The sequence below is a fragment of the Erwinia pyri genome (assembly GCF_030758455.1).
Classification (GTDB): Bacteria; Pseudomonadota; Gammaproteobacteria; order Enterobacterales; family Enterobacteriaceae; genus Erwinia; species Erwinia pyri.
In genome coordinates this window covers 3,693,338-3,719,586 of sequence record NZ_CP132353.1, presented here as the reverse complement: position 1 = coordinate 3,719,586, position 26,249 = coordinate 3,693,338, and the positions used below count along the sequence as shown (strand labels likewise).

Genomic DNA, 26,249 nt, shown 5'->3' with positions numbered 1-26,249 from the left:
CCAGAAGTTTGGTTTTCTGAAAATGATTCATGCTACTCTGATGATTACGTTATAAAAGGAGAGCAGGGCATGCAGCTGCAAGCGGGCTGGATTGCGGGAGTGAAGCGGGTTCCTTCGCCGCATTTCAACGAGCGTCCGGGTAATGAAACGCCATCGTTACTGGTTATTCACAACATCAGTTTACCGCCGGGCGAATTTGGCGGTCCGTGGATCGATGCGCTGTTTACCGGAAACCTTGATCCGCAGGCTCATCCCTTTTTTGCCGAAATCGCGCATCTGCAGGTTTCTGCACACTGCCTTATCCGCCGTGATGGCGAAATTATTCAGTACGTACCGTTCCATCTCCGCGCCTGGCATGCCGGCGTTTCAACTTATCAGGGCCGTGAAGCCTGCAACGATTTTTCGATAGGCATTGAGCTGGAAGGCACCGATACGCTGCCCTATACCGACGAGCAGTATCAGGCTCTGCAGGCTCTTACCCGGCTGCTGATCGCACACTATCCACAAATGGCTGAGCATATTACCGGACACAGTGATATTGCGCCGGTCAGAAAAACTGACCCCGGTCCGGCTTTTGACTGGATCCGATTTCGGGGCGCGTCAGGCTTAACGCCGGATGCGTCAGTAAAGGAGCCACAGGCATGACGCTTTTTAGTTTGTTGTTAGTTCTGGGATGGGAACGTCTTTTCAAGATGGGTGAGCACTGGCAGTTCGATCACCACCTTGCGGGGATGTTTCGTCGTCGCCACAAATACAGCCTGTTTCGCACGCTGCTGATGACGCTGGCGGCAATGGCGGTGGTACTGGTGTGCCTGCTGGCGTTAAGAGGGCTGTTTTTTGGCGTGCTGCAGCTGTTGTTCTGGATTGCTGTGGGTCTGCTTTGTATCGGCGCCGGTTCTGTTCGTCTGCACTATCACGCTTATCTTAAAGCGGCGAGCCGTAACGATCAGGATACCCATAAGGCGATGGCGGAAGAGCTGTCGCTGATCCACGGGCTGCCTGTGGAATGTGATGAGCGTGAGTACCTTTGTGCGCTGCAGAATGCGCTGCTGTGGATTAACTATCGCTACTATCTGGCCCCGCTGTTCTGGTTTGTGGTGGGTGGCCCCTGGGGGCCGGTGCTGCTGGTGGGCTACGCTTTTCTTCGCGCCTGGCAATCCTGGCTGGCGCGCCACCACTCGCCACTGGAGCGCTCGCAGTCGGGCGTGGATGCCGTACTGCATCTGGTTGACTGGGTGCCGGTACGGCTGGTTGGCGTGGCCTATGCGCTGTTAGGGCACGGTGAGCGGGCGCTTCCCGCCTGGTTTGCCTCACTCACCGATCGTCATACGCCGCAGTACCAGGTACTGACACGCCTTGCCCAGTTCTCGCTGGCCCGCGACCCGCATACCGACAAAGTTGAAACCCCTCGCGTGGCCGTGGCGCTGGCGAAGAAGGTTTCGCTGGTTATGGTCGTGGTGGTCGCGCTGTTGACGATTTACGGCACATTAGTCTGACACCGTGTCGGCAGGAGGCGTGCCAAATTCCGGCATGCCTTCCGCATTCCAGCTAAAGGTTTTGAGGCGCGTATGACGATTAGGGTCATACAGCGGATCGCCCTCAATCTCCGTGTAATTACGGGCATGATAGACCAGCACATCCTCTCCCTGCTCCGTCACCGTAAAGCTGTTGTGCCCGGGACCAAACTGGCGGTTTTCATTGCTGGTGGTGAATACGGGATGCGGGGATTTTTGCCAGTTCTCCGCATTCAGCGGATCCGCCTCCGCCTCAATCCAGAGTAAGCCCATGCAGTAGTTCTCATCGGTTGCGCTGGCAGAATAGCTGACGAACAGCCGCTCTCCGTGTCGGATCACCGCAGGCCCCTCATTAACGCTGAACCCTCTGCATTCCCACTCATATTCTGGCTTGCTGAGCATCACCGGCTGGCCCTTTATCGCCCAGGGTGACGCCAGCTCGGCCAGATAGAGATTGGAGTTACCGGCAATATGCGGATCTTTTTGCGCCCACAGATACCAGTTCTTCCCCTGATGCACAAAATGGGTGGCATCCAGCGCAAAGCTGTCGATCGGCGTGACAACTTGCCCACATTCGCGCCACTCCCCGGTCATCGGGTCGCTATCCGTGCAGGCCAGCGCGAACATCCGGTGCTGGAACAGGCCATCTTTAATCGCCCGGGTAGGCGCAGCGGCAAAGTAAATCACCCAGGTTCCGCCGACTTTATGCAGTTCTGGCGCCCAGATAAGCTCGCTCATTGGGCCCTGTTCAGGTTTGCGCCAGACCACAACCGGAGTGGCGGCGGCCAGGCCATTAAGCGTGTCCGCACTGCGGATCTCCAGCCGATCGTATTCCGGGACGGAAGCAATAAAGTAATAACGGCCGTTTTCACGCAGGATAAACGGATCGGCGCGTTGCTCAATAAACGGATTTTGCCAAAGGGAAGTCGTCATTATGTATTCACCGGTTTAACAGCGGATTTGCTGTCGTGATAGTCATTAAGCTCCTGGAAGCTGGCGCGGCGTTTTTCCAGATCCTGCTGGATTTGTTTCATCATCGGACGGTCAACTTTCAGCAGGCGGACAACGCCAGCGGTAATCAGATAACCTACGCCAGGGATCACCGTAAACAGCAGCACGATACCGTTAATGGCGCTCGGTGCCTGCGTTTTTGCTCCCGCATCGTAACCATAGTAAGAGAGCAGGAAGCCAACCATGGCACCCGCTACCGCCAAGCCCACTTTCAGGAAAAAGAGGTTGCCGGAGAAGCTGATGCCGGTGATGCGCTTGCCGGTTTTCCATTCGCCATAGTCATCCACATCGGCCATCAGTGACCAGTGCAGCGGCGAAGGGATCTGATGCAGGATATTGAGGAAGAAGTACATCACGACCACCAGCACGGTGGCCTGCGGGTCAAGGAAGTAAAATCCGCTGGAGAAGATCGCCAGGGCGATATTGGTCCAGAAAAAGACTTTGAGTTTGCACCAGCGGTCGGTGAGCACTTTTGCCAACGTACTGCCTACCATCATACCAATCACGCCAAGGCTGATAAACAGGGTGGCAAAGTGCGTGGACTGGCCCATCACCCAGGTAACGTAGTACATGGTCGCGGCCATGCGGATAAAGCCCGGACAGACGTTGCAGAAGGTCAGCAGCAGGATGCGGACCCACTGATCGTTTTTCCATACGTCGCGTAAATCCGCCTTCATGTCATCGTTGCTTGGCACGGCGGGGCGGATACGTTCACGCACGGTCGCAAAGCAGAACAGGAACATGCACAGGCCAATCAGAGCCAGCACGCTCATCGCCATCTGATAACCGCGCGCTTTGTTCTCGCCGCCAAACCATTCCGCCAGCGGCAGGAGCGAAAGGGAGAGGATAAGCGTGGCAATGCCGACCATCACAAAACGGTAGGACTGACAGGAGACACGCTCACCAGGATCGTTGGTGATCACGCCGCCCAGCGAGCAGTAAGGAATATTGATGGCGGTATAGGTCAGCGACATCAGAAAATAGGTCACAAATGCATAGATAACTTTGCTGTTATAAGTCCAGTCGGGCGTGGTAAACATCAGCACGCTGAACAGCACATAAGGCAGGGAGATCCACAACAGCCATGGACGAAAACGTCCCCAGCGACTCTGCGTCCGGTCGGCAATCGCGCCCATAATGGGGTCGGTAACCGCATCCAGTACCCGCACCGAAAGCAGCAGCACGCCAACCAGCGCCGGCGCCAGGCCAAACACATCTGTGTAGAAATAATTAAGGAACAGCATGATGGCACCGCCAATCATGTTGCAGCCTGCATCGCCCATGCCGTATCCAATCTTTTCTCTAACCGTCAGCGCCGCGCTCTTCATGGATTTTTCTCTCACTGGAATCATGGAGTGCATTATTAATGGCTTAGCGCTGTTTTGTGCTGGCAGAAAGCGTCGCAGAGATGGATAAATCGCCTGTGGAGTTAAAAGTGTGAGAAGGATAACACTTAAGTCTTGCCGCTAATGGAGGCAGGAGCATTAGTAAGAGTGGCTGGAGAATAGGGGGAGGTGACAACGGAAAGCAAAGCGATGGTGGCGGTCCGGGAGTAGAGACGAGCAGGCAAAGAAGAGGGCACCGGAGTGCCCTCTGACCCTTATGCTTTTTGCGTGCGGGACTTAATCATATAGCCCACGCCCAGAATGGCTATCCAGACCGGAATTAACCAGACGGAAATCGCCATACCCGGCGTCATGGCCATGATCACCAGAATACCCGCCAGGAACAGCAGGCAGATCCAGTTACCCAGCGGATAGAGCAGCGCTTTAAAGCGGGTTTCCACACCCTGCTGATCCTTTTTACGGCGGAATTTCAGGTGCGCCAGGCTGATCATTGCCCAGTTGATCACCAGGGCAGAGACCACCAGCGCCATCAGCAGGCCAAAGGCCTCACCCGGCATCAGGTAGTTGATCAGCACGCAGAGCGCGGTGGCAGCGGCAGAAACGCCAATGGCCATCACCGGCACGCCGCGGGCATCAACCTTCAGCAACGCTTTCGGGCCATTGCCCTGTTGCGCCAGGCCGAACAGCATACGGCTGTTACAGTAAACGCAGCTGTTATAGACCGAGAGGGCCGCCGTCAGGATCACCACGTTCAGCGCATTCGCCACCAGGCTGTCGCCGAGATCGTGGAAAATCATCACGAACGGGCTGGCGCCACCAATCACTTTGGTCCAGGGATAAAGCGAAAGCAGTACGGTCAGTGAGCCGATATAGAAAATCAGGATGCGGTAGAGCACCTGGTTTGTCGCTTTGGGAATGCTCTTTTCCGGGTCATCAGCTTCTGCGGCGGTGATCCCCACCAGCTCAAGACCGCCAAAGGAGAACATAATAACCGCCATCGCCATCACCAGCCCGGAGATGCCGTTAGGGAAGAAGCCGCCCCGGTCCCAGAGGTTAGAGACTTTCGCATCCGGGCCAGCATGGCCGCCAAACAGCAGCCAGCAGCCGAACAGGATCATGCCCACCACGGCAGCCACTTTAATGATGGAGAACCAGAACTCCATCTCACCGTAAACTTTTACGTTGGTCAGGTTGATGGCGTTAATCAGTACAAAGAATACCGCTGCGGAAGCCCAGGTCGGGATCTCGGGATACCAGTACTGAATATATTTGCCCACGGCGGTGAGTTCCGCCATCGCTACCAGTACATAGAGGATCCAGTAGTTCCAGCCAGAGGCAAAACCAGCAAAATTGCCCCAATATTTATAGGCGAAGTGGCTGAACGATCCCGCTACCGGCTCCTCCACCACCATTTCACCGAGCTGACGCATAATCAGAAAGGCAATAAAGCCGCCGATGGCGTAGCCCAGCAGTACCGAAGGGCCGGCCATACGAATGGTATCGGCAATGCCCAGAAACAGGCCGGTGCCCACGGCACCGCCCAATGCGATAAGCTGAATATGACGGTTTTTTAACCCCCGTTTCAACGTGTCGCCCTGAAGTTGTTCCATAGTAAACCTCATGATGTCGTTATTATTCTCTACAAAGGCGCGCCTTCGTAAGAGAGTTCTGCCAGGTAACGTATTGAAAAATTTACAGTGCCAGAGGCATGAAAAAGAGGTTCAGGCTACCTTCGCGACAAGAATAGTGATAAGCGCCCTCTAATGCACTCGCTTTCTCTTTTTGTGCGGCAGAGTGCTTAAAAAAAAGGCGCTCAGTGAGATTACCTGCTTTTGTCTCCCGGGTACGAAACAGGGCATATTTTTCTCTTATAGGAAGCCGTTTTTTTGTGCACTAACCGTCTGCCGGATTTGAGAAAAATTAAAAAATTTAACATTTAAATCAGACGGTTTTTTCGCCGTTTGAGGAGGTGTAAACCTTTATGGCAAAACGAGACCAGCGTCCTGTTTCACCAGGTTGCCATATGGACATGAGGTGAATACTTTGTTACTTTACGGGCACCTTTTTGCAATTGGTATTACCAATTTACTCATGCAACTGGCAGAAGAAGGGATGATGGCCTACAGCAAAATCCGCCAACCAAAGCTATCCGATGCTATCGAGCAGCAGCTCGAGTCCCTGATTATGGAAGGGACCCTGCGTCCGGGTGAAAAGCTGCTCCCAGAACGCGAGCTTGCTAAACAGTTTGATGTCTCCCGTCCTTCTCTGCGTGAAGCTATCCAGCGTCTGGAGGCCAAAGGTTTACTGTTACGCCGTCAGGGCGGCGGGACCTTTGTACAAACCAACCTGTGGCAAAGCCTGAGCGATCCGCTGGTCGAGCTGCTGGCGGGGCATCCGGAATCCCAGTTTGATCTGCTGGAAACCCGCCATGCGCTGGAGGGGATAGCGGCCTATTACGCGGCACTGCGTGGTACAGACGAAGATTTAGAACGCATTCGCCACTGCCATGTTCAGATCCAGACTGCGCAGGATAGCGGCGATCTCGATGCGGAAGCGGATGCGGTGATGCAGTATCAGATCGCTGTCACAGAGGCCGCGCATAATGTGGTACTGCTGCATCTCCTTCGCAGTATGGGGCCGATGCTGGAACAGAACGTCCGACAGAATTTTGAATTGCTCTACTCGCGCCGGGAAATGCTGGCAAAAGTGAGCGGTCATCGCGCCAGTATTTTCGAGGCGATTGTGGCACGTGAGCCGGAAAAGGCCCGCGAAGCCTCACACCGTCACCTGGCGTTTATCGAGGAAATATTGCTGGACAGAAGTCGCGAGCAGAGTCGCCGAGAGCGCTCCTTACGACGATTACAGCAACGTAAGGACTAACGCGTAACCATAACGCGGAACTGTGCCTTGTCGCAGGCAAGGCATAAACGACGAGCCTGTCTCAGTGTGCTTTACTTCAGGGTGAGCACAGCGAGACAGGCTCCAGACAATTCAACGTATTAGACACAGATAAGGAATACCCCCATGTCAGAACGTTTACACAATGACGTGGATCCGATCGAAACTCGCGACTGGCTACAGGCGATCGAATCGGTCATCCGTGAAGAAGGTGTTGAGCGCGCACAGTTCCTGATCGACCAGGTCATGAATGAAGCACGTAAAGGTGGCGTAAAAGTGGCGGCAGGTCTCAGCCCCCGCAACTACGTCAACTCTATTGCCGTTGAAGACGAGCCGGACTACCCGGGCAATACTTCTTTAGAGCGTCGTATCCGTTCCGCGATCCGCTGGAACGCTATCATGACCGTTCTGCGTGCATCGAAGAAAGATCTGGAGCTGGGTGGCCACATGTCCTCCTTCCAGTCTTCTGCCACCATCTATGAAGTGTGCTTTAACCACTTCTTCCGTGCGCGTAGCGAAAAAGATGGCGGCGATCTGGTTTACTTCCAGGGCCACATCTCTCCGGGCGTCTATGCTCGTGCCTTCCTGGAAGGCCGTCTGACCGAAGAGCAGATGAACAATTTCCGTCAGGAAGTGCATGGTAAAGGCCTCTCCTCTTACCCGCACCCTAAACTGATGCCTGATTTCTGGCAGTTCCCGACCGTGTCGATGGGGCTGGGGCCAATCGGCGCGATCTATCAGGCGAAATTCCTGAAATACCTTGAGCACCGCGGGCTGAAAGATACCTCACAGCAGACCGTTTACGCCTTCCTGGGCGACGGTGAAATGGATGAGCCAGAATCTAAAGGGGCGATCACCATCGCCACCCGTGAGAAGCTGGACAACCTGGTGTTCATCATCAACTGTAACCTGCAGCGCCTGGATGGCCCGGTCACCGGTAACGGCAAAATCATCAACGAACTGGACGGCATCTTTGCTGGCGCCGGTTGGGAAGTGATCAAAGTTATCTGGGGCGGACGCTGGGACGAACTGCTGCGCAAAGATACCAGCGGCAAGCTGGTGCAGCTGATGAACGAAACCGTTGACGGCGACTACCAGACCTTTAAATCCCGCGATGGCGCGTACGTGCGCGAGCACTTCTTCGGTAAATACCCCGAGACCGCAGCGCTGGTTAAAGATATGTCTGACGATGAGATCTGGTCACTGAACCGTGGCGGTCACGATCCGAAGAAAGTCTATGCGGCGCTGAAAAAAGCGCAGGATACCAAAGGGAAACCTGTGGTCATTCTGGCCCACACCATCAAAGGCTATGGTATGGGTGAATCCGCAGAAGGCAAAAACATCGCGCACCAGGTCAAGAAAATGAACATGGATGGCGTGCGCTATATCCGCGATCGTTTCAACGTGCCAGTTGACGATGCCAGCATCGAAACCCTGCCGTACGTTACCTTCGACAAAGAGTCTGAAGAGTACAAGTACCTGCATGGTCAGCGCGAGAAGCTGGGTGGCTACCTGCCTACCCGCCAGCCAAACTTCAGCGAGAAGCTGTCGATGCCTGCGCTGGAAGATTTCCGTCAGCTGCTGGATGAGCAGAACAAAGAGATCTCTACCACCATCGCCTTCGTGCGTGCCCTGAACGTGATGCTGAAAAACCCGTCGATCAAAGATCGTCTGGTGCCAATCATCGCCGATGAGGCGCGTACCTTTGGTATGGAAGGTCTGTTCCGTCAGATTGGTATTTACAGCCCGAACGGTCAGCAGTACACCCCGCAGGACCGCGAGCAGGTTGCTTACTACAAAGAAGATGAGAAAGGCCAGATCCTGCAGGAAGGGATCAACGAACTGGGCGCAGGCGCATCCTGGCTGGCGGCGGCAACGTCTTACAGCACCAACAACCTGCCGATGATCCCGTTCTATATCTACTACTCAATGTTTGGTTTCCAGCGTATCGGCGACCTGTGCTGGGCAGCAGGCGACCAGCAGGCGCGCGGCTTCCTGGTGGGCGGTACCTCAGGTCGTACTACCCTGAACGGCGAAGGGTTGCAGCACGAAGATGGTCACAGCCACATTCAGTCGCTGACTATCCCGAACTGTATCTCTTACGATCCGGCGTATGCTTACGAAGTGGCAGTCATCATGCATGACGGCCTGGTGCGTATGTACGGCGAAGCGCAGGAAAACATCTACTACTACATCACCACGCTGAACGAAAATTACCACATGCCTGCGATGCCCGCTGGTGCAGAAGAGGGTATCCGTAAAGGTATCTACAAGCTGGATACGCTGGAAGGCAGCAAGGGCAAAGTGCAGCTGCTGGGTTCAGGTTCTATCCTGCGTCATGTGCGTGAAGCGGCTGAGATCCTGTCGAAAGATTATGGTGTAGGTTCAGACGTCTACAGCGTGACTTCCTTCACCGAGCTGGCGCGTGATGGTCAGGATTGTGAGCGCTGGAACATGCTGCACCCAACGGAAGAGCCACGCGTGCCTTACGTTGCGCAGATCATGAACGATGCACCTGCCGTTGCGTCAACCGACTACATGAAACTGTTCGCCGAGCAGATCCGTACCTTCATGCCAGCCAGCGACTACCGCGTACTGGGCACCGATGGTTTCGGACGTTCTGACAGCCGTGAAAACCTGCGTCACCACTTCGAAGTGGATGCGTCTTACGTGGTGGTAGCGGCTCTGGGTGAACTGGCTAAACGCGGTGAGATTGATAAAAAAGTGGTGGCGGAAGCGATCGCTAAATTCAATATCGATGCCGATAAAGTCAACCCGCGTCTGGCATAAGAGGTAAAGATTAATGGCTATCGAAATTAACGTACCGGATATCGGTGCAGACGAAGTGGAAGTCACCGAGATTATGGTCAAGGTGGGCGACAAGGTTGAAGCAGAGCAGTCGCTGATCACCGTAGAAGGCGATAAAGCCTCTATGGAAGTGCCTTCCCCGCAGGCTGGCGTGGTAAAAGAGATCAAAATCAGCACCGGCGACAAAGTTGAAACCGGCAAACTGATCATGATCTTCGAAGCCGCTGAAGGTGCAGCAGAAGCTGCACCAGCTAAAGCTGAAGAGAAAAAAGAAGAGGCGAAACCCGCCGCGGCCGCGTCAGAAAGCAAAGACGTGAACGTGCCGGATATCGGTTCTGATGAAGTTGAAGTCACCGAGATCATGGTCAAGGTAGGCGACAAAGTTGAAGCGGAGCAGTCGCTGATTACCGTTGAGGGCGACAAAGCCTCGATGGAAGTGCCTGCACCGTTCGCCGGTATCGTGAAAGAGATTAAGATCAGCACCGGCGACAAAGTCAGCACCGGTTCCATGATCATGGTCTTTGAAGCGGAAGGCTCAGCGCCGGCTGAAGCGCCTAAACCTGCGATGAAAGAAGAAGCAGCAGCGGCACCAACGGCTACCAGCGGCGTAAAAGATGTTGAAGTTCCTGATATCGGTGGCGACGAGGTTGAAGTTACCGAAGTGATGGTGAAAGTGGGCGATAAAGTGGCTGCCGAACAGTCACTGATCACCGTTGAAGGCGACAAAGCCTCAATGGAAGTGCCTGCGCCGTTCGCGGGAACCGTAAAAGAGATCAAAATCAGCACCGGCGACAAAGTCAGCACCGGTTCCCTGATCATGGTCTTTGAAGTGGAAGGTGCAGCGCCAGCCGCCGCGCCTGCTGCGAAACAGGAAGAAGCTGCTCCGGCCAAACAGGAAGCTAAGCAGGAGGCTAAGCCAGCCTCGACGCCAGCTAAGGCTGAGTCCAGCGAGTTCGCTGAGAACGACGCTTACGTACATGCAACACCGGTTATTCGTCGTCTGGCGCGTGAGTTCGGCGTCAACCTGGCGAAGGTTAAAGGCACCGGTCGTAAAGGTCGTATTCTGAAAGAAGACGTCCAGTCTTACGTGAAGGATGCGGTTAAGCGTGCCGAGTCAGCTCCAGCAGCTGCCGCCGGTGGCGGAATGCCTGGCATGCTGCCGTGGCCGAAGGTTGATTTCAGCAAGTTCGGTGAGATTGAAGAAGTCGAGCTGGGCCGCATCCAGAAAATTTCTGGTGCCAACCTGAGCCGTAACTGGATCGTGATCCCTCACGTAACCCAGCACGACAAGGCCGACATTACCGAAGTGGAAAACTTCCGTAAGCAGCAGAATGACGAAGCCGCGAAGAAGAAGCTGGATCTGAAGATCACCCCACTGGTGTTCATCATGAAGGCGGCTGCCAAAGCGCTGGAAGAGTTCCCACGCTTCAACAGCTCGCTGTCTGAAGATGGACAGAAGCTGACGCTGAAAAAATATATCAACATCGGCGTGGCCGTTGATACGCCAAACGGCCTGGTGGTTCCGGTCTTTAAAGATGTGAACCGCAAAGGCATCGTCGAGCTGTCAAATGAGCTGTCGGTGATTTCGAAGAAAGCGCGTGAAGGCAAGCTGACCTCCAGCGATATGCAGGGCGGCTGCTTCACCATCTCCAGCCTTGGCGGCATTGGCGGTACCTCGTTTACCCCAATCGTCAACGCGCCGGAAGTGGCGATCCTCGGCGTCTCCAAGTCGTCGATGGAGCCGGTCTGGAACGGCAAAGAGTTCGTTCCTCGCCTGATGCTGCCTCTGTCTCTCTCCTTCGATCACCGTGTGATCGATGGTGCGGCAGGCGCTCGCTTTGCGGCCTATATCGCCACTATCATGGCTGATATCCGCCGTCTGGTGATGTAAGAAGTCTTAAGGCCGGCGTTTGCCGGCCTTCTCATAGCCGACTTGCGATGTGTTGAGTCGACAAGGTAGTTGAAAACGTTTCGTATCAAGCGGTTTGCAGTTCATTAACAATTCTGTAAACTCTTGCGGTGAATACGTACCGGTGGATGAATGAATATCCCAGCGGTTAACTAAGAGGTCATGATGAGTACAGAAATTAAAACTCAGGTCGTGGTACTTGGGGCAGGTCCTGCAGGCTACTCTGCAGCCTTCCGCGCAGCCGATTTAGGTCTGGAGACCGTCATCGTTGAGCGTTTCAGCACCCTGGGTGGGGTTTGTCTGAACGTGGGTTGTATCCCTTCCAAAGCGCTGCTGCACGTCGCGAAAGTGATTGAAGAAGCTAAAGCGCTGGAAGAGCACGGTATCGTGTTTGGTAAGCCACAAACTGATATCAACAAGATTCGTTCCTGGAAAGAGAAAGTCATTAACCAGCTGACCGGCGGTCTGGCTGGCATGGCGAAGGGCCGCAAAGTTAAAGTGGTCACCGGTCTGGGTAAATTCACCGGCGCTAACACACTGGTGGTTGAAGGCGAGAATGGTGCCACCACCATCAACTTCGACAACGCCGTTATCGCTGCGGGTTCTCGTCCGATTCAGCTGCCGTTCATTCCTCATGAAGATCCTCGCGTGTGGGATTCTACCTCCGCGCTGGAGCTGAAAGAGGTGCCTGAGCGCCTGCTGGTAATGGGCGGAGGCATCATCGGTCTGGAAATGGCAACCGTCTATCACGCGTTGGGTTCGCAGATTGACGTGGTTGAGATGTTTGACCAGGTTATTCCGGCTGCCGATAAAGACGTAGTGAAAGTCTTCACCAAGCGCATCGCTAAGCAGTTCAATCTGATGCTGGAAACTAAAGTCACCGCCGTTGAAGCCAAAGACGATGGCATTTACGTTTCTATGGAAGGCAAGAAAGCCCCTGCAGAAGCGCAGCGTTATGACGCGGTGCTGGTAGCGATTGGCCGTGTGCCAAACGGTAAAGGCCTGGATGCAGGTAAAGCGGGCGTGGAAGTGGACGACCGCGGCTTTATCCGCGTCGACAAGCAGATGCGTACCAACGTGCCGCACATCTATGCGATTGGCGACATCGTCGGTCAGCCGATGCTGGCCCACAAAGGCGTGCATGAAGGCCACGTAGCGGCTGAAGTGATCGCAGGTAAGAAGCACTACTTCGACCCGAAAGTGATCCCATCCATTGCCTACACTGAGCCAGAAGTTGCCTGGGTGGGTCTGACCGAGAAAGAAGCGAAAGAGAAAGGGATCAGCTATGAGACCTCGACCTTCCCGTGGGCCGCTTCAGGCCGTGCTATCGCTTCCGATTGTGCAGACGGCATGACCAAGCTGATTTTCGACAAAGAGACGCATCGTGTTATCGGTGGTGCGGTTGTCGGCACCAACGGCGGCGAGCTGCTGGGTGAAATCGGTCTGGCTATTGAGATGGGTTGCGACGCCGAAGATATCGCGCTGACCATCCATGCTCACCCGACGCTGCATGAGTCTGTGGGTCTGGCTGCCGAGATTTTCGAAGGTAGCATCACTGACCTGCCAAACCCGAAAGCGAAGAAGAAGTAAGTCGCCCGGGCAGACATACGGCTGCCCGATAGTCATCGCTGACAAGTTAAGTTAGCCTGGCAGTCGTATCAGAATCCGGAAACGATCCTCGTTTCCGGATTTTTTTATGCCTGCTTTTTAACGTGCGGACTCCTGCCTTTTCTCTGTTTTTGGATTTTTTATGGGAAATACCGCTGCCCTGTTTTGCTACTGAGAAAACATTGCACGTCAGGCATGGCCCACACGTTCTTCAAGCGTTTCAATAATAAATGTATTCAATGATTTATTATTCTCAGCAGCAGCGTGGGTAAGCCTCTCAGCAAGAGACTCATTATAACGTAACGTAAGTGTTTTGATTTTTTCTTTCCGGGCATAAGGATCTATTCCTGCTTCGCGGCAGTCTTCAAGATACTCACGTAACGAGAGCTCCCCTTCTTTAATTAAACCTTCAACACTATCGGCAACAAAATCACAGTAACCGCTCAGACCTAAAAATTTCCCGCGAAATGCATTAATCTCTGGCACAAAGCTAATCACTGCTGGCTGTCCCGCGACTTTGTATTTCGGATTTACTGTGCTCATGGCTTTATTCCTGTACTTTCTAACCATTCACGAAGGCTGATAACCGCGCCCTTATCCGTCTCGGGTAAAGGATGTGGTCGATGAAATTTAGCAATACTTCCGTTAAGAATGAAACGGCACCGAGAGCCTTTCCCTTCACTGATTTCACCCCCCAATGCCCGGATCAGTGATTCGATATCAGACCATTTGAGATTAGCGGACACTGGTACATCAAAAATTTTCTCTAATGTGGCCTGATGTTTTTTTCTTAGTTGCTTCATAGTTTACAGCCTTTCCATGGCTTCATCTGATGAAGCTATTATGTTATTCAGGCTGAAATGAGTCAACTCCTGCACAGGAGTAAGAGGACGACCTTAAGATCATAAGGACGAAAATTTTCATCTGAACACGCATGGAATACCCGACACCCGCTCTTTATGAAGAGCTGATAAAGTGATTTATCCCCGGGCATAGGGAACACCGAGACAGCAAAACCACCAACGTTATTATCTCAGCGTGCGGAGATAAACCGCCTGGGCAGACATACGGCTGCCCGATAGTCATCGCTGACAAGTTAAGTTAGCCTGGCAGTCGTATCAGAATCCGGAAACGATCCTCGTTTCCGGATTTTTTATGCCTGTTTTTTAACGTGCGAATTCCTGCCTTTTCTCTGTTTTTGGATTTTTTATGGGAAATACCGCTGCCCTGTTTTGCATCAAATCAGAGAGGTTGGACAGGGTTTAATTTAAGGGTTTCGCGCGGTAGATCTTATTGGGGCTAAATTATGATTTTAATCATGTGGTTAGCTTTAGAGTGTTCCCCCGCATATACGGGGATAACCCAAAGCAATGCTCACCCCGCATATACGGAGATAACCCAAAATAATGCTCACCCCGCAGCTACCAATGGCCCGTAAAGAGCCATTTTCTATTCTGCAGCAAGGCGCTTTTCCTCCGCGACCCGATCGATAAACATCTGCGCCAGCACGGCGATGGTCATATTTCCGGGCAGCCTCTGCTCATTGATGCGAAGGACCAGCGGCGTAGAGCGCCGCCGACCCTGTAGTAGCTGAAGCGGGAGAAGCTCGCCGCTATGCAGTAACGCTTCAATATTCTTCTCCGGTAACCAGCCATAGCCCAGTTGATGTTGAACTGCCTCAATGGCTGCCGACAACGTGGTAAAAGACCAGTTTTCCGCCTGCTCACCGCTGATTTCAGACTGCTGCTGCTGTTGACGATCGAGGATCGTAATGCAGGGCCAGCGGGCAAGCGTGGCCGCGCTAAGCGGGGCGGGCTGCTGGTGTAGCGGATGATGGCGATGAGCGACAGCGATAAAATCTACGCTCAACAGGCTTTCCCCAACGAACTGTTCGTTGCCGTCGTGTGCCACTAACCAGAGATCGGCCTGCTGCTCTGCCAGCCTGGCGGCCGTTTCGCTGCGTACGATTTCACTGAACCAGACCCGGACATGCGGATAACGTTGCTGAAACTGCTGCAGCACAGTAAACAGCAGCGGTTTGGGCACAATCGCATCAACCATCAGATCAATGCGGGTAGGTTCGCCGCGCTGCAGCGCGTTAGCCTGCGCCTCAAGGCTATTGAAACCTGCCAGCAGCGGACGTGCCTGCGCCAGCAACTGCTGGCCTTCGGCACTCAGAATGGCTCGGCGTCCCTCCGGCTGTAGCAATGCCACGCCGAGCCGCTGCTGCAGCAAACTAATCTGATAACTGACTGAAGACTGGCTGCGGTTATTTTTCTCCGCCGCCAACGCAAAACTTCCCTCGTTAACCACCGAGTCGAGGAGAACCCACTGTTCAAGCGTCGTTTTGTACATGACAACTCATCTAAAAATTGAATGAATATGGGCTAAAAATAGCGTTATTAATCGTTTTTGTAACGCGCAATAATTACCTCAAGGCAAACAAATGAGGAAATAATCATGAGCACTTTTGATAAACACAACCTGTCAGGTCTGGTCGGCAAACATCTGGTCTACACCTATGACAACGGCTGGAACTACGAGCTCTATATAAAAAATGCCGACACCGTCGATTATCGTATCCACAGCGGCATGGTGGGTAATCGCTGGGTTAAAAATCAGCACGCCTTTATCGTCCGCCTGGCACAGGACGTTTATAAAGTCTCCTGGACTGAGCCTACCGGGACGGATGTCAGCCTGGCCGTTAACCTGACTGATAAGATCTTTCACGGCACCATCTTCTTCCCACGCTGGGTAATGAATAACCCGGAAAAAACTGTCTGCTTCCAGAACGAGCATCTGGAAGAGATGGCAAAATACCGTGATGCGGGTCCAGCGTATCCCACTGAAGTAATTGATGAGTTCGCGATCCTGACCTTTATCCGCGACGCGGGCGAAAATAATGACAGCGTGATTGACTGCCCGGCCAGCGAACTACCTGCCGATTTTCCCGCCAACCTGAAAAATTAAGCGTGGTCAGAAGAGCTCATCATGAGCTCTTCTGATTGCTGGTTCTTGAAGAAAAGCCACAGCCGGGAATCCGCATGCTCAGCAAATCCTGAAGTCCTGGGCTGAAGCTGAATGGTATCTGTCTCGTCCCTGGGGGCAAAAATCATCGTTATCGTTTTCTAAGTCACAGGCAAAACCAACACCGATGACCTTTCTCCGGCGCTGGCGGCTTAAATTATTATGATATCGCTGTCCAGCATCAGATCTCTTGTTAAGGCAACGTCAAAAGATTACCCTTGTTCGCAGAACTCCCATTTGAAATTCATTCGAATGAATGAAGGGGGAAAATTCAGCAGCTCAAGTGGATGTTGTGGATCGCCATAACGCTGGCGAGTCAGGGATAATATTCCAGACAGATATGGGGTAGTGGCTTCTGCTTTCCAGTCGGCAATCGCAGTAACCCTTTTCCCGACCCTTTTTTTACGAATATTTTTAACTTACTGATTTTTCATGGTTAGATTTAATGGTGAAAAAAGAGGGTATTTTGGCAATATGGGTCAAATGTTTTTGTAAAACGCGGTGTTATGATGTTTTCGCTCCAGTTCACTGCCGTACAGGCAGCTTAGAAATACGATTATTGGAAAAGTACCCACCACATTACGTTCACTGCCGTACAGGCAGCTAAGAAATCCCGTGGTATTGATGCAGGTGGGGGCAACGTGTTCACTGCCGTACAGGCAGCTAAGAAAGCGGGCTACCAGCATATCCGACGGCTCCCAGCTGATAGCCTTTACTGCGCAAATAATGTTGCTTTTTTGTAAACAGATTAACAAACATGCGAAATGCTGCTATGCTGCCCCTCGCGAAACCGGGCGCTTTACCCTACGGCATATCGACACCATGAACCTGAGGGCACCCGGTAGCAATTACAATGTGAGCGAGGAGAACGTCGTGCTAGAAGAATACCGTAAGCACGTTGCCGAGCGTGCTGCCCAGGGGATCGTTCCTAAGCCTTTAGATGCTTCCCAAATGGCCGCGCTGGTTGAACTGCTGAAAAACCCGCCAGCGGGTGAAGAAGAATTCCTGTCCGATCTGTTAATCAATCGAGTCCCGCCGGGCGTTGACGAAGCGGCCTATGTGAAAGCCGGCTTCCTGGCTGCTGTCGCGAAAGGTGAAGCGACCTCTCCTCTGGTTACGCCGGAAAAAGCCGTAGAACTGCTGGGTACCATGCAGGGCGGTTACAACATACATCCCCTGATCGACGCGCTTGATAATGAGAAGCTGGCCCCCATTGCGGCGAAAGCGCTCTCTCATACGCTGCTGATGTTTGACAACTTCTACGATGTTGAAGAAAAAGCCAAAGCCGGTAACCCGCACGCTCAGCAAATCCTGAAGTCCTGGGCTGAAGCGGAATGGTATCTGTCACGTCCCGAGCTGGCAGAGAAAATCACCGTTACCGTCTTTAAAGTCACTGGCGAAACCAACACTGATGATCTCTCTCCGGCACCGGATGCCTGGTCACGTCCTGATATTCCGCTGCACGCGCTGGCGATGCTGAAAAATGCCCGTGAAGGCATTGAGCCAGACGAGGCGGGCAACGTAGGCCCAATCAGACAGATTGAAGCGCTGAAGACCAAAGGGTTCCCTCTGGCTTACGTGGGTGACGTGGTCGGAACAGGTTCTTCCCGTAAATCCGCCACCAACTCGGTGCTGTGGTTTATGGGCGATGACATCCCTCACGTGCCGAACAAAAAAGGCGGCGGCGTGGTGCTGGGCAGCAACATTGCGCCTATCTTCTTCAACACCATGGAAGACGCAGGCGCACTGCCGATTGAAGTGGATGTGGCAAACCTGAACATGGGCGATGTCATCGACATCTATCCCTACAAAGGTGAAGTGAAGAACCATGAAACCGGCGAAGTGCTGGCAACGTTCGCGCTGAAAACCGAAGTGCTGCTGGATGAAGTTCGCGCTGGTGGCCGTATCCCACTGATCATCGGCCGTGGCCTGACGACCAAAGCCCGTGAAGCTTTGGGTCTGCCAGAGAGCAAGGTGTTCCGCATCGCGAAAGACGTGGCGCCAAGTACCCGTGGCTACTCGCTGGCACAGAAAATGGTTGGCCGCGCCTGCGGCACCGAAGGTGTTCGTCCCGGCGCCTACTGCGAGCCGAAAATGACCTCGGTTGGCTCTCAGGACACCACCGGTCCCATGACCCGTGATGAACTGAAAGACCTGGCGTGTCTGGGCTTCTCTGCGGATCTGGTGATGCAGTCCTTCTGCCACACCGCGGCCTATCCTAAGCCTGTGGACGTTTCCACGCACCACACGCTGCCAGACTTTATTATGAACCGCGGCGGCGTTTCGCTGCGTCCTGGCGACGGCATTATCCACAGCTGGCTGAACCGTATGCTGCTGCCGGATACCGTCGGCACCGGCGGCGACTCCCACACCCGTTTCCCTATCGGCATCTCTTTCCCGGCTGGTTCCGGTCTGGTGGCCTTTGCGGCGGCTACCGGCGTCATGCCGCTGGATATGCCTGAGTCGGTGCTGGTGCGCTTCAAAGGAAAAATGGAGCCGGGGATCACCCTGCGCGATCTGGTTCACGCCATCCCGCTTTACGCTATCAAACAGGGTCTGCTGACCGTTGAGAAGAAGGGCAAGAAAAACATCTTCTCTGGCCGCATCCTGGAGATCGAAGGACTGCCGGATCTGAAAGTAGAGCAGGCGTTTGAGCTTTCCGATGCCTCTGCCGAGCGTTCTGCTGCCGGTTGTACCATCAAGCTGGGTCAGGCACCGATTATCGAGTACCTGAACTCCAACATCGTGCTGCTGAAGTGGATGATTTCCGAAGGCTACGGCGACCGTCGTACGCTGGAGCGTCGTATCCAGGGCATGGAAAAATGGCTGGCTGCGCCAACGCTGCTGGAAGGCGATGCGGATGCAGAGTACGCGGCAGTGATCGAGATCGATCTGGCTGAAATCAAAGAGCCAATTCTGTGCGCGCCAAACGATCCTGATGATGCCCGTCTGCTCTCCGATGTGCAGGGCGAGAAGATCGATGAAGTATTTATCGGCTCTTGCATGACCAATATCGGCCACTTCCGTGCGGCCGGTAAGCTGCTGGACAGCCATAAAGGCCAGCTGCCGACGCGTCTTTGGGTGGCTCCGCCAACCAAGATGGATGCCGCGCAGCTGACGGAAGAGGGCTACTACAGCGTCTTCGGTAAGAGCGGTGCGCGTATTGAGATCCCGGGCTGTTCACTGTGCATGGGTAACCAGGCGCGCGTGGCAGACGGCGCGACGGTGGTCTCCACCTCAACCCGTAACTTCCCGAACCGTCTCGGTACGGGAGCCAACGTGTTCCTGGCCTCAGCCGAGCTGGCTGCCGTGGCTTCGCTGTTGGGCAAGCTGCCGACCCCGGATGAGTATCAGCAGTTTATGTTACAGGTAGATAAGACTGCGGTAGACACCTATCGCTATCTGAACTTCGATCAGCTGTCGCAGTATACGGACAAAGCTGACGGCGTGATCTTCCAGACCGCCGTGTAACCGAGAAGGGAGGTCGCTGACCTCCCTTTTTTTCGCCTGTCAGACCAGCATCTCTTGCAAAAATGCCAGATCGACCTCTTTCTCCAGCTTCCCGATACGCTGATAAAGCGCTTCCGAATCCGATAACTGCGCACAGCAGTCGGCGAATTTTTCCCACTGTTCCTGGTCACTGAACGGCTCGGACAACGATCCTTTCGCGCTGAACCGCTGATGGTGCAGTACGCGCCCATCCAGCAGCGTTACTTTGACCAGATGCGGCAGATTCGCCCCTCCCGCTTCCTCTTTTGGCTGCCAGCTCTGCATCGTTATCCGCGTCATCAGTGGATGGCGGGCCTGCACGCTCACCTGCTCAGGGGTGAAATCAGCCACGCTCAGTGAGCCAGCCTCCAGCATTCTTACCACACAGTAGTTCATGGAAAAGCGCGCCTGCATCTCATCTTCCGGCGCGGGATAGGCGAGATTGCGCAGGTTAGAGAGGCCGACTTTGCAGCTCACCGACTCAACCTCTGCGGCACTGAAACGGTGCTGTGCCTGCAGATCGGCAATCGCATCCAGCACCCGATGCGTAGAGCCGCAGCAGGGATGCTTCTTCGGCATCACGCCAACGGTTTCAATAATATGTCGATCGGTTGCTGCCCACGCCTGCACTTTTTCTGACGAAAACTCAGAGCCGGCAAAGAGCTGGTAGAAGCCCATTTCACCTTCGAGGATATCGAGCCTTCCGCTCATGCCGGTCGCCGCCAGCTGGGCCGCTTCCACCGCGTTGCGTGCCGCCATGCCCGCATGAAAGGGTTTGAGCGGCGTGCCAAACTGGCCTTTAACGCCGCTGGCCAGGCTCACGGCAATGCTGAGCGTTCTGGCGATCCCCGCTTCATCCAGCCCTTTCAGCCAGGCGACGCCTGCCGCGGTGCCAATGCAGCCAATGGTGGAGGTGCCGTGCCAGCCAGCAGTGTAGTGAGAAGGGCTGACCAGGTCGCCGACAAAGGCCTGGGCCTGAAGGCCAGTCAGATAAGCTTTTACCAGCGCCTCGCCGCTGGCCTTCTGTTCCAGCGCCACGGCCAGCAGGGCGGGGACCAGCACCGCCGAGGCGTGGCTCATACCCGGACCAAAATTATCATCATAGTCAATGGCATGGGCAGCGGTGGCATTGACCAGCGCCATCACAGCCGCCGGAGAATGAGCATCATATTTCCACGCCTGCTTCACCGCCAGGGTGGAAAAATCTCCCCTTCCGGCGCAAAGACAGGCCAGAGTGTCGCTGATTGCTTCACGTGCCAGCCGGTGAGCGGTGGCGCTGAAGCGGGGTTCACGGGCGCACCAGGCGGCAATGGTTTCAATCACGGTCATCATTCATCCTCAGGATCGTTCAACAGCGGTTGCAGCAGGCTCATCCGCAGAGGGTTCACTTCCCGTCTGGCGAATGGCCTCCTCAGGCTTCGCTGGCGGCAAGGAAGCGCTGCGTGTAGGCCTCACGGGCGTTGCCGTGGCGTATCGCCTCCGCCGTCAGCTCCTCCAGCAGTTTTCCCTGATGCATAATGGCTACCCGCTGGCAGAGATGGGTGACGACGGCCAGGTCGTGCGTCACCAGCAGATAGGTAAGCTGCCGCTGTTTGCGCATGCTGGAGAGCAGGTTCAGGATCTCCGCCTGCACCGAGACGTCCAGCGCCGAGGTCGGCTCATCCAGCAGCAGGACGGAAGGCTCCATAATCAGCGCACGAGCGATAGCCACGCGCTGCCGCTGACCGCCGGAAAGCTGGTGTGGGTAGCGATAGCGAAAGGCGTCGCTCAGCCCAACCGAGTGCAGAACCTCGCTGACGCGCTGCTCCTGCCTGTCCATCCCGTGCAGCCTGAGCGGCTCCAGCAGCGTGTTACAGACCATTTTGCGCGGATGCAGGGAGGCATAGGGATCCTGAAACACCATCTGTACCTGCCGGTAAAAAGGCTTATCGCGCAGCGGCTGCTGCTCTTTGTTATCGAAGAGGATCGCGCCCTTATAATCGCTGTTCAACCCGGCCAGCGCGCGCAGAATGGTGGATTTACCGCAGCCGGACTCGCCAATTAATCCGTAGGCTTCACCTGTAGCCAGGGTAAAACTGACCCTGTCCACCACGTTACGACGCTGGCTGCCCTGACCAAACGCGATGCTAAGATCTACGGTTTCGATACTGCGTTGATGAGTAGGGATCATAGCGCGACTCCATGACGGAAAGCGGGGCCATTCAGCCACGCCGGATCGCGTGTGGGTACGCTCAGCGTATCAACGGGCTGATACAGACGCGGCTGGCTGGCTAACAGCGCCTGGGTGTAAGGATGCTGCGCTTCATGCAGCCGGTTTGCGGCTATCTCTTCGACGATGCGTCCGGCATACATCACCAGCACCCGATCGCAAAAGCGCGAGACCAGATTAAGGTCGTGAGTGATAAAGAGCAGCCCGGTGTTTCGCCGCGCCAGCAGCTCGTCCAGAATGCTCAACACCTGCTGACGCACGGTGACATCCAGCGCGGAGGTAGGCTCATCGGCAATGATCAGATCGGGTTCAGGGATCAGCATCATCGCAATCATCACGCGCTGACCCATGCCGCCGGAAATTTCATGGGGATAAAGGCGATAAACTTTCTCCACCTCGCGAATATGGACCGACTCCAGCATCGCCAGCGCCCGCGCTTTCGCTACGCTTTTAGAAGCTTTGCTGTGCAGACGGTACGCTTCCGTGATCTGGTCGCCAATGCGCATCAAGGGGTTAAGGGAAAATTTTGGATCCTGGAGGATCATCGAAATGCGGTTGCCGCGTACGGTTCGCATCTGCCGTTCGCTGGCGTTCAGCAGATCGATGTCGCCAAAGCGCATGACGTCGGCGCTGATGCGGCCGATTTTCGGCGTCAGTTTCAGCAGCGCCCGGCAGGTTTGCGACTTGCCGGAGCCGGACTCGCCAACAATCGCCAGCTTCTCGCGGCCCACGGTAAAAGAGACGTTGCGCACCGCATGGTGATCCTGATGCGCCCCTTTGAAAATGATATTCAGGTTCTCGACCTGCAGCAGAGTATCAGTCATGGCGGAGATCCATTACGTCACGCAGGCCATCGCCCAGCAGATTAAAGGCCAGGCTGGTGAACAAAATAGCCAGCCCCGGAATGGCGGCTATCCAGCCATTGTTCAGCATAAATTCACGGCCAGAGGCGAGCATCGCTCCCCATTCCGGGCTGGGTGCCTGCGCGCCCAGGCCAAGGAAACCGAGTCCCGCCGCGGTCAGAATAATGGCGGCCATATTCAGCGTAACGCGTACCACCACCGAAGGCAGGCACATCGGAATGATGTGACGCAGGATGATGTGCAGCGAGCTGGCGCCCTGCAAACGTACGGCGGCAATGTAATCCATTTTGCGGATAGAGAGGGTTTCGGCCCGCGCCAGACGCGCAATCGGCGGCCAGGAAGAGAGCGAAATCGCAATAATTGCATTCTCGATCCCCGGCCCCAGGGCGGCCACAAACGCCAGCGCAAGGATCAGACTGGGGAAGGCGAGGAAAATATCAACCAGGCGCATCAGCACCGTATCCACCCAGCCGCCCAGGTACCCTGCGCTGGTGCCGACGATCAGACCAAGCGGCGTGATAATGACGGCGGTCAGACAGGCGATATAGAGCGTAATCCGCGCGCCATAGAGCAGGCGGCTGTAGATATCGCGTCCCAGCTCATCGGTGCCCAGCCAGAAGCTGGCGCTGGGCGGCTGCAGGCGATGCGTCAGATCCTGCGCAAAGATATCGTGATGAGTGAGCCAGGGCGCGAACAGCGCGGCAAAGAGGATCACCAGCAGTACCACCAGACCAAACAGCGCGGAGTGGTTGGCGCAAAAGCGCAGCCACTGGATCCAGAGCTGCTGCATCCGTGCCTGAAAAGGGGAGCCGGGTACGGGCGCGCTGAGCCAGCTGCGTAAGGTTGAACGGGCAGGCACCGGCAGCGATTTGTTCACAGAGTCGGTCATTGATCCTCCTGACGTGTACGTGGATCGAACAGGCGATAAAGCAGGTCGCAAACCAGGTTAAGCGCCACAAAAATCGCCCCGGTCAGCAAGGTGCAGCCGACAACGGCATTCATATCTCCTGCCAGCAGCGCATTGGTGAGGTAGCGGCCAAATCCCGGCCAGGCGAACACCGTTTCCGTCAGCACGGCGCCCTCCAGCAGCCAGGCCCAGGAGAGCGCGACCACGGTCAGCGTAGGAACGGCGATATTCCGTAGCGCATGGATCCACACGCAGCGCGCCCAGGAGAGGCCTTTGACGCGGGCGGTAATGATGTACTCCTGCGACAGCTGTTCGATCATAAAGCTGCGCACCATGCGGCTGATATAGGCCAGCGAGCTGAGCCCCAGAATGGAGGCGGGCAGGATGATATGGCCAAAGACGTTTCTGAAGACCGCCATGTTGCCGCTCAGGATGCTGTCGATCAGCCAGAAGCCGGTCACCGGTTGCAGGTCGAATTCATACATGAAATCGATGCGCCCCGGCCCGCCAGTCCAGCCCAGCGAGGCGTAGAACAGCAGCAGCCCCATCAGCCCCAGCCAGAAGTGCGGCGTGGAGTAGCTGAGCAGGCCAATAAAGCGGATCAGATGGTCAAACCAGGAGTTGCGGTACATAGCGGAGAGCACGCCCGCCGGGATCCCCAGCCCCACGCCGATAATAGCCGCAACCGTCGCCAGCTCCAGCGTAGCCGGAAAGACGCGGGCGATATCCTGCGCCACCGGCTGGCTGGTGGTCAGCGCGGTGCCAAAATCCAGCTGCGCCAGCTGCCACAGATAGTCGGTAAACTGTTTCCACAGCGGCTGGTCCAGCCCCAGTTGATGGAACATCTGGTTGTAAGCTTCCTGACTGGCATTGTCGCCGATAACCGCCACCACGGGGTCGATCGGCAACAAACGGCCAATAAAGAAGGTCAGTGCCGCCAGTCCCAGCAGCGTGCAAAAGATGGAGAATGCGCCTTTCAGCAGCCGTTTCAGCCGTCTGAACACCGGCGAAGGTTCTGACACCTCAGTGAAGACTTGCGACATGACCGCCCCCTTTATTTAGCCGCAGCGCCGTACCACACGCGGAACCCGTTCCACGTCCAGTTCTTCACCGCCGGGCTGATGCCTGCGGAGTTGTACATCTGGAACATGATCGCCATCGGGCCTTTCTGCATCTGCTCACGCTGCAGGTCGGCATACATGGCAACACGTTTGTTCTCATCCGGCTCCAGCAGTGCGTCGTTGACCGCTTTGTTCATCGCTTCATCGTAGTAAGCGGCGCGCCAGCTCGGATACTGCGTGGCGCGGGCTTCTTTGCGATTATCCGGGTTATACACCAGGCGGGAGGCGTTGCCGTAGGCGTCCGGTACGGAGGTCTGCCAGGCCATCATCGCACTCTGGAACTCACGCCCGCGCGCACGGCTGAAGAGCTGCGCATTCGCCATACGTTCCAGCGTGAGCTTCACGCCGACCTTTGCCGCGTTTTGCTGAATGCTCTGCGCAATAGGCGCGGAGTGGGGAAGGGTGCCGAAAATCACCGAGGCCGAGAAGCCATCGGGATAGCCCGCTTCGGTCAGCAGCTGTTTGGCTTTAACCAAATCGAGTTTGAACGGCTGCCCCTCTTTGGCATCCAGCGCGCCAAACGCCCCCTGCTGCGCAAAGCTGGCGCGCGGCACGCCCAGATAAGGCATGACGCTTTTTGCCAGACCGTCGTAATCGATCAAATAGCGCATCGCCAGCCGGACCTTCTCATTTTTAAAGATGGGATCTTCATTGTTGAAGGTCCAGAAGAAGAGCTGCGGCTTGAGGACTTTCTCCACCTTCACCTTGCCGCCTTCATCCAGCGTTTTAAGGTCATCGGCGGAGAGGTCGCGGGCGATATCCACATCCCCCTGAGTTAACAGCAGACGCTGCGTGCCGGTTTCGGCTACGTGACGGATCAGGATGCGCTTCAGCTCAGGCTGGGTGCCCCAGTAGTTAGCGGTAGCCTGTAACACCACCCCTTCGCCCGCGTTCCAGCGCATCAGCTGGTAAGGGCCAACGCAGGCGGTATGCGTGGAGAGATATTTATGTCCAAGGTCATCACCGACCGCCTCTTTTTCCAGTAGCTTGCGGTTCAGCAGCGTAGCAACGTTATTAGCGGCAATCGCCTGAAGGATCAGAGTGGTGGGATAGGCTTTGTCGAACTTCATCACCAGCGTGGAGGCGTCCGGTGCGAGGATAGTCCGATCAACGTTCTCTTTGGTGAAGCCATACTCCTTCAGGGTGGCGGCGTTGCCATACCCCAGCTTCACCGCGCGTTGCAGCGACCAGGCAAAATCACCGGCGCTGGCGGCGGAGCCGTCCGGGAATTTCAGGTTGGGCTGAAGATGGAACGTGATCTGCTTACGGTCGTCAGAAACGTCCCAGCTTTTCGCCAGATCCGGCACCACTTTCTTCTCATCTTTAGCGTCAAATGCAACCAGGGTATCGCAGGTATTCAGCACAATTTCATTGGTCACTACTTCACCAATCTGTGCCGGATCCCAGGTACTGATTGCATCAATATTCCAGGCCATCACCAGCGAATCTGGCGGCGTGGCGGCGTGAGAGGCCGCGCTGAAAACAGCCGTAGCCATCAGAGCTGCGGCAGGCGTCGTTATTTTAGGCATTGATAACTCC

20 protein-coding genes are annotated in these 26,249 nt (G+C 55.2%); 8 read left to right on the top strand and 12 right to left on the bottom strand.

The window, feature by feature from the left end:
- Nucleotides 1-69 precede the first annotated feature (69 nt).
- Nucleotides 70-645 (top strand): 1,6-anhydro-N-acetylmuramyl-L-alanine amidase AmpD, encoded by a 576-nt coding sequence (ampD, locus tag Q3V30_RS17655; protein WP_306207950.1) that lies wholly within the window; start codon nucleotides 70-72, stop codon nucleotides 643-645.
- Nucleotides 642-1,496: a beta-lactamase regulator AmpE gene (gene ampE / locus Q3V30_RS17650; protein ID WP_306207948.1), complete on the top strand. Its 855-nt coding sequence runs from the start codon at nucleotides 642-644 to the stop codon at nucleotides 1,494-1,496. Before ampD ends, ampE begins: the two co-directional genes overlap by 4 nt.
- Here the strand turns inward: ampE and Q3V30_RS17645 are convergent.
- From Q3V30_RS17645 to aroP, 3 genes are all read right to left on the bottom strand, one after another.
- A complete protein-coding gene (locus Q3V30_RS17645; protein ID WP_306207945.1) occupies nucleotides 1,488-2,447 on the bottom strand; it encodes a glycoside hydrolase family 43 protein in 960 nt (319 codons plus the stop codon). The two genes, ampE and Q3V30_RS17645, sit on opposite strands and share 9 nt — an antisense overlap.
- Nucleotides 2,447-3,853, bottom strand: a complete 1,407-nt coding sequence (locus Q3V30_RS17640) for a glycoside-pentoside-hexuronide (GPH):cation symporter (RefSeq protein WP_306207943.1) — start codon at nucleotides 3,851-3,853, stop codon at nucleotides 2,447-2,449. The genes Q3V30_RS17645 and Q3V30_RS17640 overlap by 1 nt, the downstream gene beginning before the upstream one ends.
- A 272-nt stretch (nucleotides 3,854-4,125) precedes the next feature.
- Entirely contained in the window at nucleotides 4,126-5,481 is a 1,356-nt protein-coding gene (gene aroP, locus Q3V30_RS17635) for an aromatic amino acid transporter AroP (RefSeq protein WP_306207941.1), read from the bottom strand.
- 505 nt (nucleotides 5,482-5,986) lie between these two features.
- Here aroP and pdhR point away from each other — a divergent pair.
- From pdhR to lpdA, 4 genes are all read left to right on the top strand, one after another.
- Entirely contained in the window at nucleotides 5,987-6,751 is a 765-nt protein-coding gene (pdhR, locus tag Q3V30_RS17630) for a pyruvate dehydrogenase complex transcriptional repressor PdhR (protein ID WP_306213241.1), read from the top strand.
- A 144-nt stretch (nucleotides 6,752-6,895) separates the two neighbouring features.
- A complete protein-coding gene (aceE, locus tag Q3V30_RS17625; protein ID WP_306207939.1) occupies nucleotides 6,896-9,559 on the top strand; it encodes a pyruvate dehydrogenase (acetyl-transferring), homodimeric type in 2,664 nt (887 codons plus the stop codon).
- Between the two features lie 13 nt (nucleotides 9,560-9,572).
- The gene (gene aceF, locus Q3V30_RS17620; protein ID WP_306207937.1) at nucleotides 9,573-11,468 is read left to right on the top strand and encodes a pyruvate dehydrogenase complex dihydrolipoyllysine-residue acetyltransferase; all 1,896 of its coding nucleotides are present in this window, start codon (nucleotides 9,573-9,575) and stop codon (nucleotides 11,466-11,468) included.
- A 183-nt stretch (nucleotides 11,469-11,651) separates the two neighbouring features.
- Nucleotides 11,652-13,076 (top strand): dihydrolipoyl dehydrogenase, encoded by a 1,425-nt coding sequence (gene lpdA / locus Q3V30_RS17615; protein ID WP_306213240.1) that lies wholly within the window; start codon nucleotides 11,652-11,654, stop codon nucleotides 13,074-13,076.
- A gap of 207 nt (nucleotides 13,077-13,283) precedes the next feature.
- Here lpdA and Q3V30_RS17610 read toward each other — a convergent pair whose 3' ends face one another.
- The 3 genes from Q3V30_RS17610 to Q3V30_RS17600 all read right to left on the bottom strand — a co-directional run bounded on the left by Q3V30_RS17610 (nucleotide 13,284) and on the right by Q3V30_RS17600 (nucleotide 15,449).
- Nucleotides 13,284-13,637, bottom strand: a complete 354-nt coding sequence (locus tag Q3V30_RS17610; protein WP_306207934.1) for a type II toxin-antitoxin system HicB family antitoxin — start codon at nucleotides 13,635-13,637, stop codon at nucleotides 13,284-13,286.
- Nucleotides 13,634-13,897: a type II toxin-antitoxin system HicA family toxin gene (locus Q3V30_RS17605; protein ID WP_306207932.1), complete on the bottom strand. Its 264-nt coding sequence runs from the start codon at nucleotides 13,895-13,897 to the stop codon at nucleotides 13,634-13,636. Before Q3V30_RS17605 ends, Q3V30_RS17610 begins: the two co-directional genes overlap by 4 nt.
- A 646-nt stretch (nucleotides 13,898-14,543) precedes the next feature.
- The gene (locus Q3V30_RS17600) at nucleotides 14,544-15,449 is read right to left on the bottom strand and encodes a LysR family transcriptional regulator (protein WP_306207930.1); all 906 of its coding nucleotides are present in this window, start codon (nucleotides 15,447-15,449) and stop codon (nucleotides 14,544-14,546) included.
- Nucleotides 15,450-15,551: 102 nt separating this feature from the next.
- Here Q3V30_RS17600 and Q3V30_RS17595 point away from each other — a divergent pair, with 102 nt between their 5' ends.
- Both Q3V30_RS17595 and acnB read left to right on the top strand, forming a co-directional pair.
- Nucleotides 15,552-16,064, top strand: coding sequence for a phenolic acid decarboxylase (locus Q3V30_RS17595; RefSeq protein ID WP_306213239.1), 513 nt, complete (start codon nucleotides 15,552-15,554; stop codon nucleotides 16,062-16,064).
- Between the two features lie 930 nt (nucleotides 16,065-16,994).
- Entirely contained in the window at nucleotides 16,995-19,592 is a 2,598-nt protein-coding gene (acnB, locus tag Q3V30_RS17590; protein ID WP_306207928.1) for a bifunctional aconitate hydratase 2/2-methylisocitrate dehydratase, read from the top strand.
- A 39-nt stretch (nucleotides 19,593-19,631) separates the two neighbouring features.
- Here the strand turns inward: acnB and Q3V30_RS17585 are convergent, their stop codons facing one another.
- From Q3V30_RS17585 to Q3V30_RS17560, 6 genes are all read right to left on the bottom strand, one after another.
- Nucleotides 19,632-20,939, bottom strand: a complete 1,308-nt coding sequence (locus Q3V30_RS17585; protein ID WP_306213238.1) for an MmgE/PrpD family protein — start codon at nucleotides 20,937-20,939, stop codon at nucleotides 19,632-19,634.
- A gap of 82 nt (nucleotides 20,940-21,021) precedes the next feature.
- The gene (locus Q3V30_RS17580) at nucleotides 21,022-21,780 is read right to left on the bottom strand and encodes an ABC transporter ATP-binding protein (protein WP_306207926.1); all 759 of its coding nucleotides are present in this window, start codon (nucleotides 21,778-21,780) and stop codon (nucleotides 21,022-21,024) included.
- Entirely contained in the window at nucleotides 21,777-22,643 is an 867-nt protein-coding gene (locus Q3V30_RS17575) for an ABC transporter ATP-binding protein (protein ID WP_306207924.1), read from the bottom strand. Before Q3V30_RS17575 ends, Q3V30_RS17580 begins: the two co-directional genes overlap by 4 nt.
- Nucleotides 22,636-23,571 carry an ABC transporter permease gene (locus Q3V30_RS17570; protein WP_306207922.1) on the bottom strand — a complete coding sequence of 312 codons (936 nt, stop codon included), beginning with the start codon at nucleotides 23,569-23,571 and terminating at the stop codon, nucleotides 22,636-22,638. The genes Q3V30_RS17575 and Q3V30_RS17570 overlap by 8 nt, the downstream gene beginning before the upstream one ends.
- A complete protein-coding gene (locus Q3V30_RS17565; protein ID WP_306207920.1) occupies nucleotides 23,568-24,632 on the bottom strand; it encodes an ABC transporter permease in 1,065 nt (354 codons plus the stop codon). The genes Q3V30_RS17570 and Q3V30_RS17565 overlap by 4 nt, the downstream gene beginning before the upstream one ends.
- A gap of 11 nt (nucleotides 24,633-24,643) precedes the next feature.
- Nucleotides 24,644-26,239, bottom strand: coding sequence for an ABC transporter substrate-binding protein (locus tag Q3V30_RS17560; protein ID WP_306207919.1), 1,596 nt, complete (start codon nucleotides 26,237-26,239; stop codon nucleotides 24,644-24,646).
- Nucleotides 26,240-26,249 lie beyond the last annotated feature (10 nt).

What these genes read in the sequence shown, in the direction of transcription:
- ampD (WP_306207950.1), top strand. Translation starts at nt 70, where the DNA reads ATGCAGCTGCAAGCGGGCTGGATTGCGGGAGTGAAGCGGGTTCCTTCG.
- ampE (WP_306207948.1), top strand. Translation starts at nt 642, where the DNA reads ATGACGCTTTTTAGTTTGTTGTTAGTTCTGGGATGGGAACGTCTTTTC.
- Q3V30_RS17645 (WP_306207945.1), bottom strand. Translation starts at nt 2,447, where the DNA reads ATGACGACTTCCCTTTGGCAAAATCCGTTTATTGAGCAACGCGCCGAT.
- Q3V30_RS17640 (WP_306207943.1), bottom strand. Translation starts at nt 3,853, where the DNA reads ATGAAGAGCGCGGCGCTGACGGTTAGAGAAAAGATTGGATACGGCATG.
- aroP (WP_306207941.1), bottom strand. Translation starts at nt 5,481, where the DNA reads ATGGAACAACTTCAGGGCGACACGTTGAAACGGGGGTTAAAAAACCGT.
- pdhR (WP_306213241.1), top strand. Translation starts at nt 5,987, where the DNA reads ATGGCCTACAGCAAAATCCGCCAACCAAAGCTATCCGATGCTATCGAG.
- aceE (WP_306207939.1), top strand. Translation starts at nt 6,896, where the DNA reads ATGTCAGAACGTTTACACAATGACGTGGATCCGATCGAAACTCGCGAC.
- aceF (WP_306207937.1), top strand. Translation starts at nt 9,573, where the DNA reads ATGGCTATCGAAATTAACGTACCGGATATCGGTGCAGACGAAGTGGAA.
- lpdA (WP_306213240.1), top strand. Translation starts at nt 11,652, where the DNA reads ATGAGTACAGAAATTAAAACTCAGGTCGTGGTACTTGGGGCAGGTCCT.
- Q3V30_RS17610 (WP_306207934.1), bottom strand. Translation starts at nt 13,637, where the DNA reads ATGAGCACAGTAAATCCGAAATACAAAGTCGCGGGACAGCCAGCAGTG.
- Q3V30_RS17605 (WP_306207932.1), bottom strand. Translation starts at nt 13,897, where the DNA reads ATGAAGCAACTAAGAAAAAAACATCAGGCCACATTAGAGAAAATTTTT.
- Q3V30_RS17600 (WP_306207930.1), bottom strand. Translation starts at nt 15,449, where the DNA reads ATGTACAAAACGACGCTTGAACAGTGGGTTCTCCTCGACTCGGTGGTT.
- Q3V30_RS17585 (WP_306213238.1), bottom strand. Translation starts at nt 20,939, where the DNA reads ATGACCGTGATTGAAACCATTGCCGCCTGGTGCGCCCGTGAACCCCGC.
- Q3V30_RS17580 (WP_306207926.1), bottom strand. Translation starts at nt 21,780, where the DNA reads ATGATCCCTACTCATCAACGCAGTATCGAAACCGTAGATCTTAGCATC.
- Q3V30_RS17575 (WP_306207924.1), bottom strand. Translation starts at nt 22,643, where the DNA reads ATGACTGATACTCTGCTGCAGGTCGAGAACCTGAATATCATTTTCAAA.
- Q3V30_RS17570 (WP_306207922.1), bottom strand. Translation starts at nt 23,571, where the DNA reads ATGACCGACTCTGTGAACAAATCGCTGCCGGTGCCTGCCCGTTCAACC.
- Q3V30_RS17565 (WP_306207920.1), bottom strand. Translation starts at nt 24,632, where the DNA reads ATGTCGCAAGTCTTCACTGAGGTGTCAGAACCTTCGCCGGTGTTCAGA.
- Q3V30_RS17560 (WP_306207919.1), bottom strand. Translation starts at nt 26,239, where the DNA reads ATGCCTAAAATAACGACGCCTGCCGCAGCTCTGATGGCTACGGCTGTT.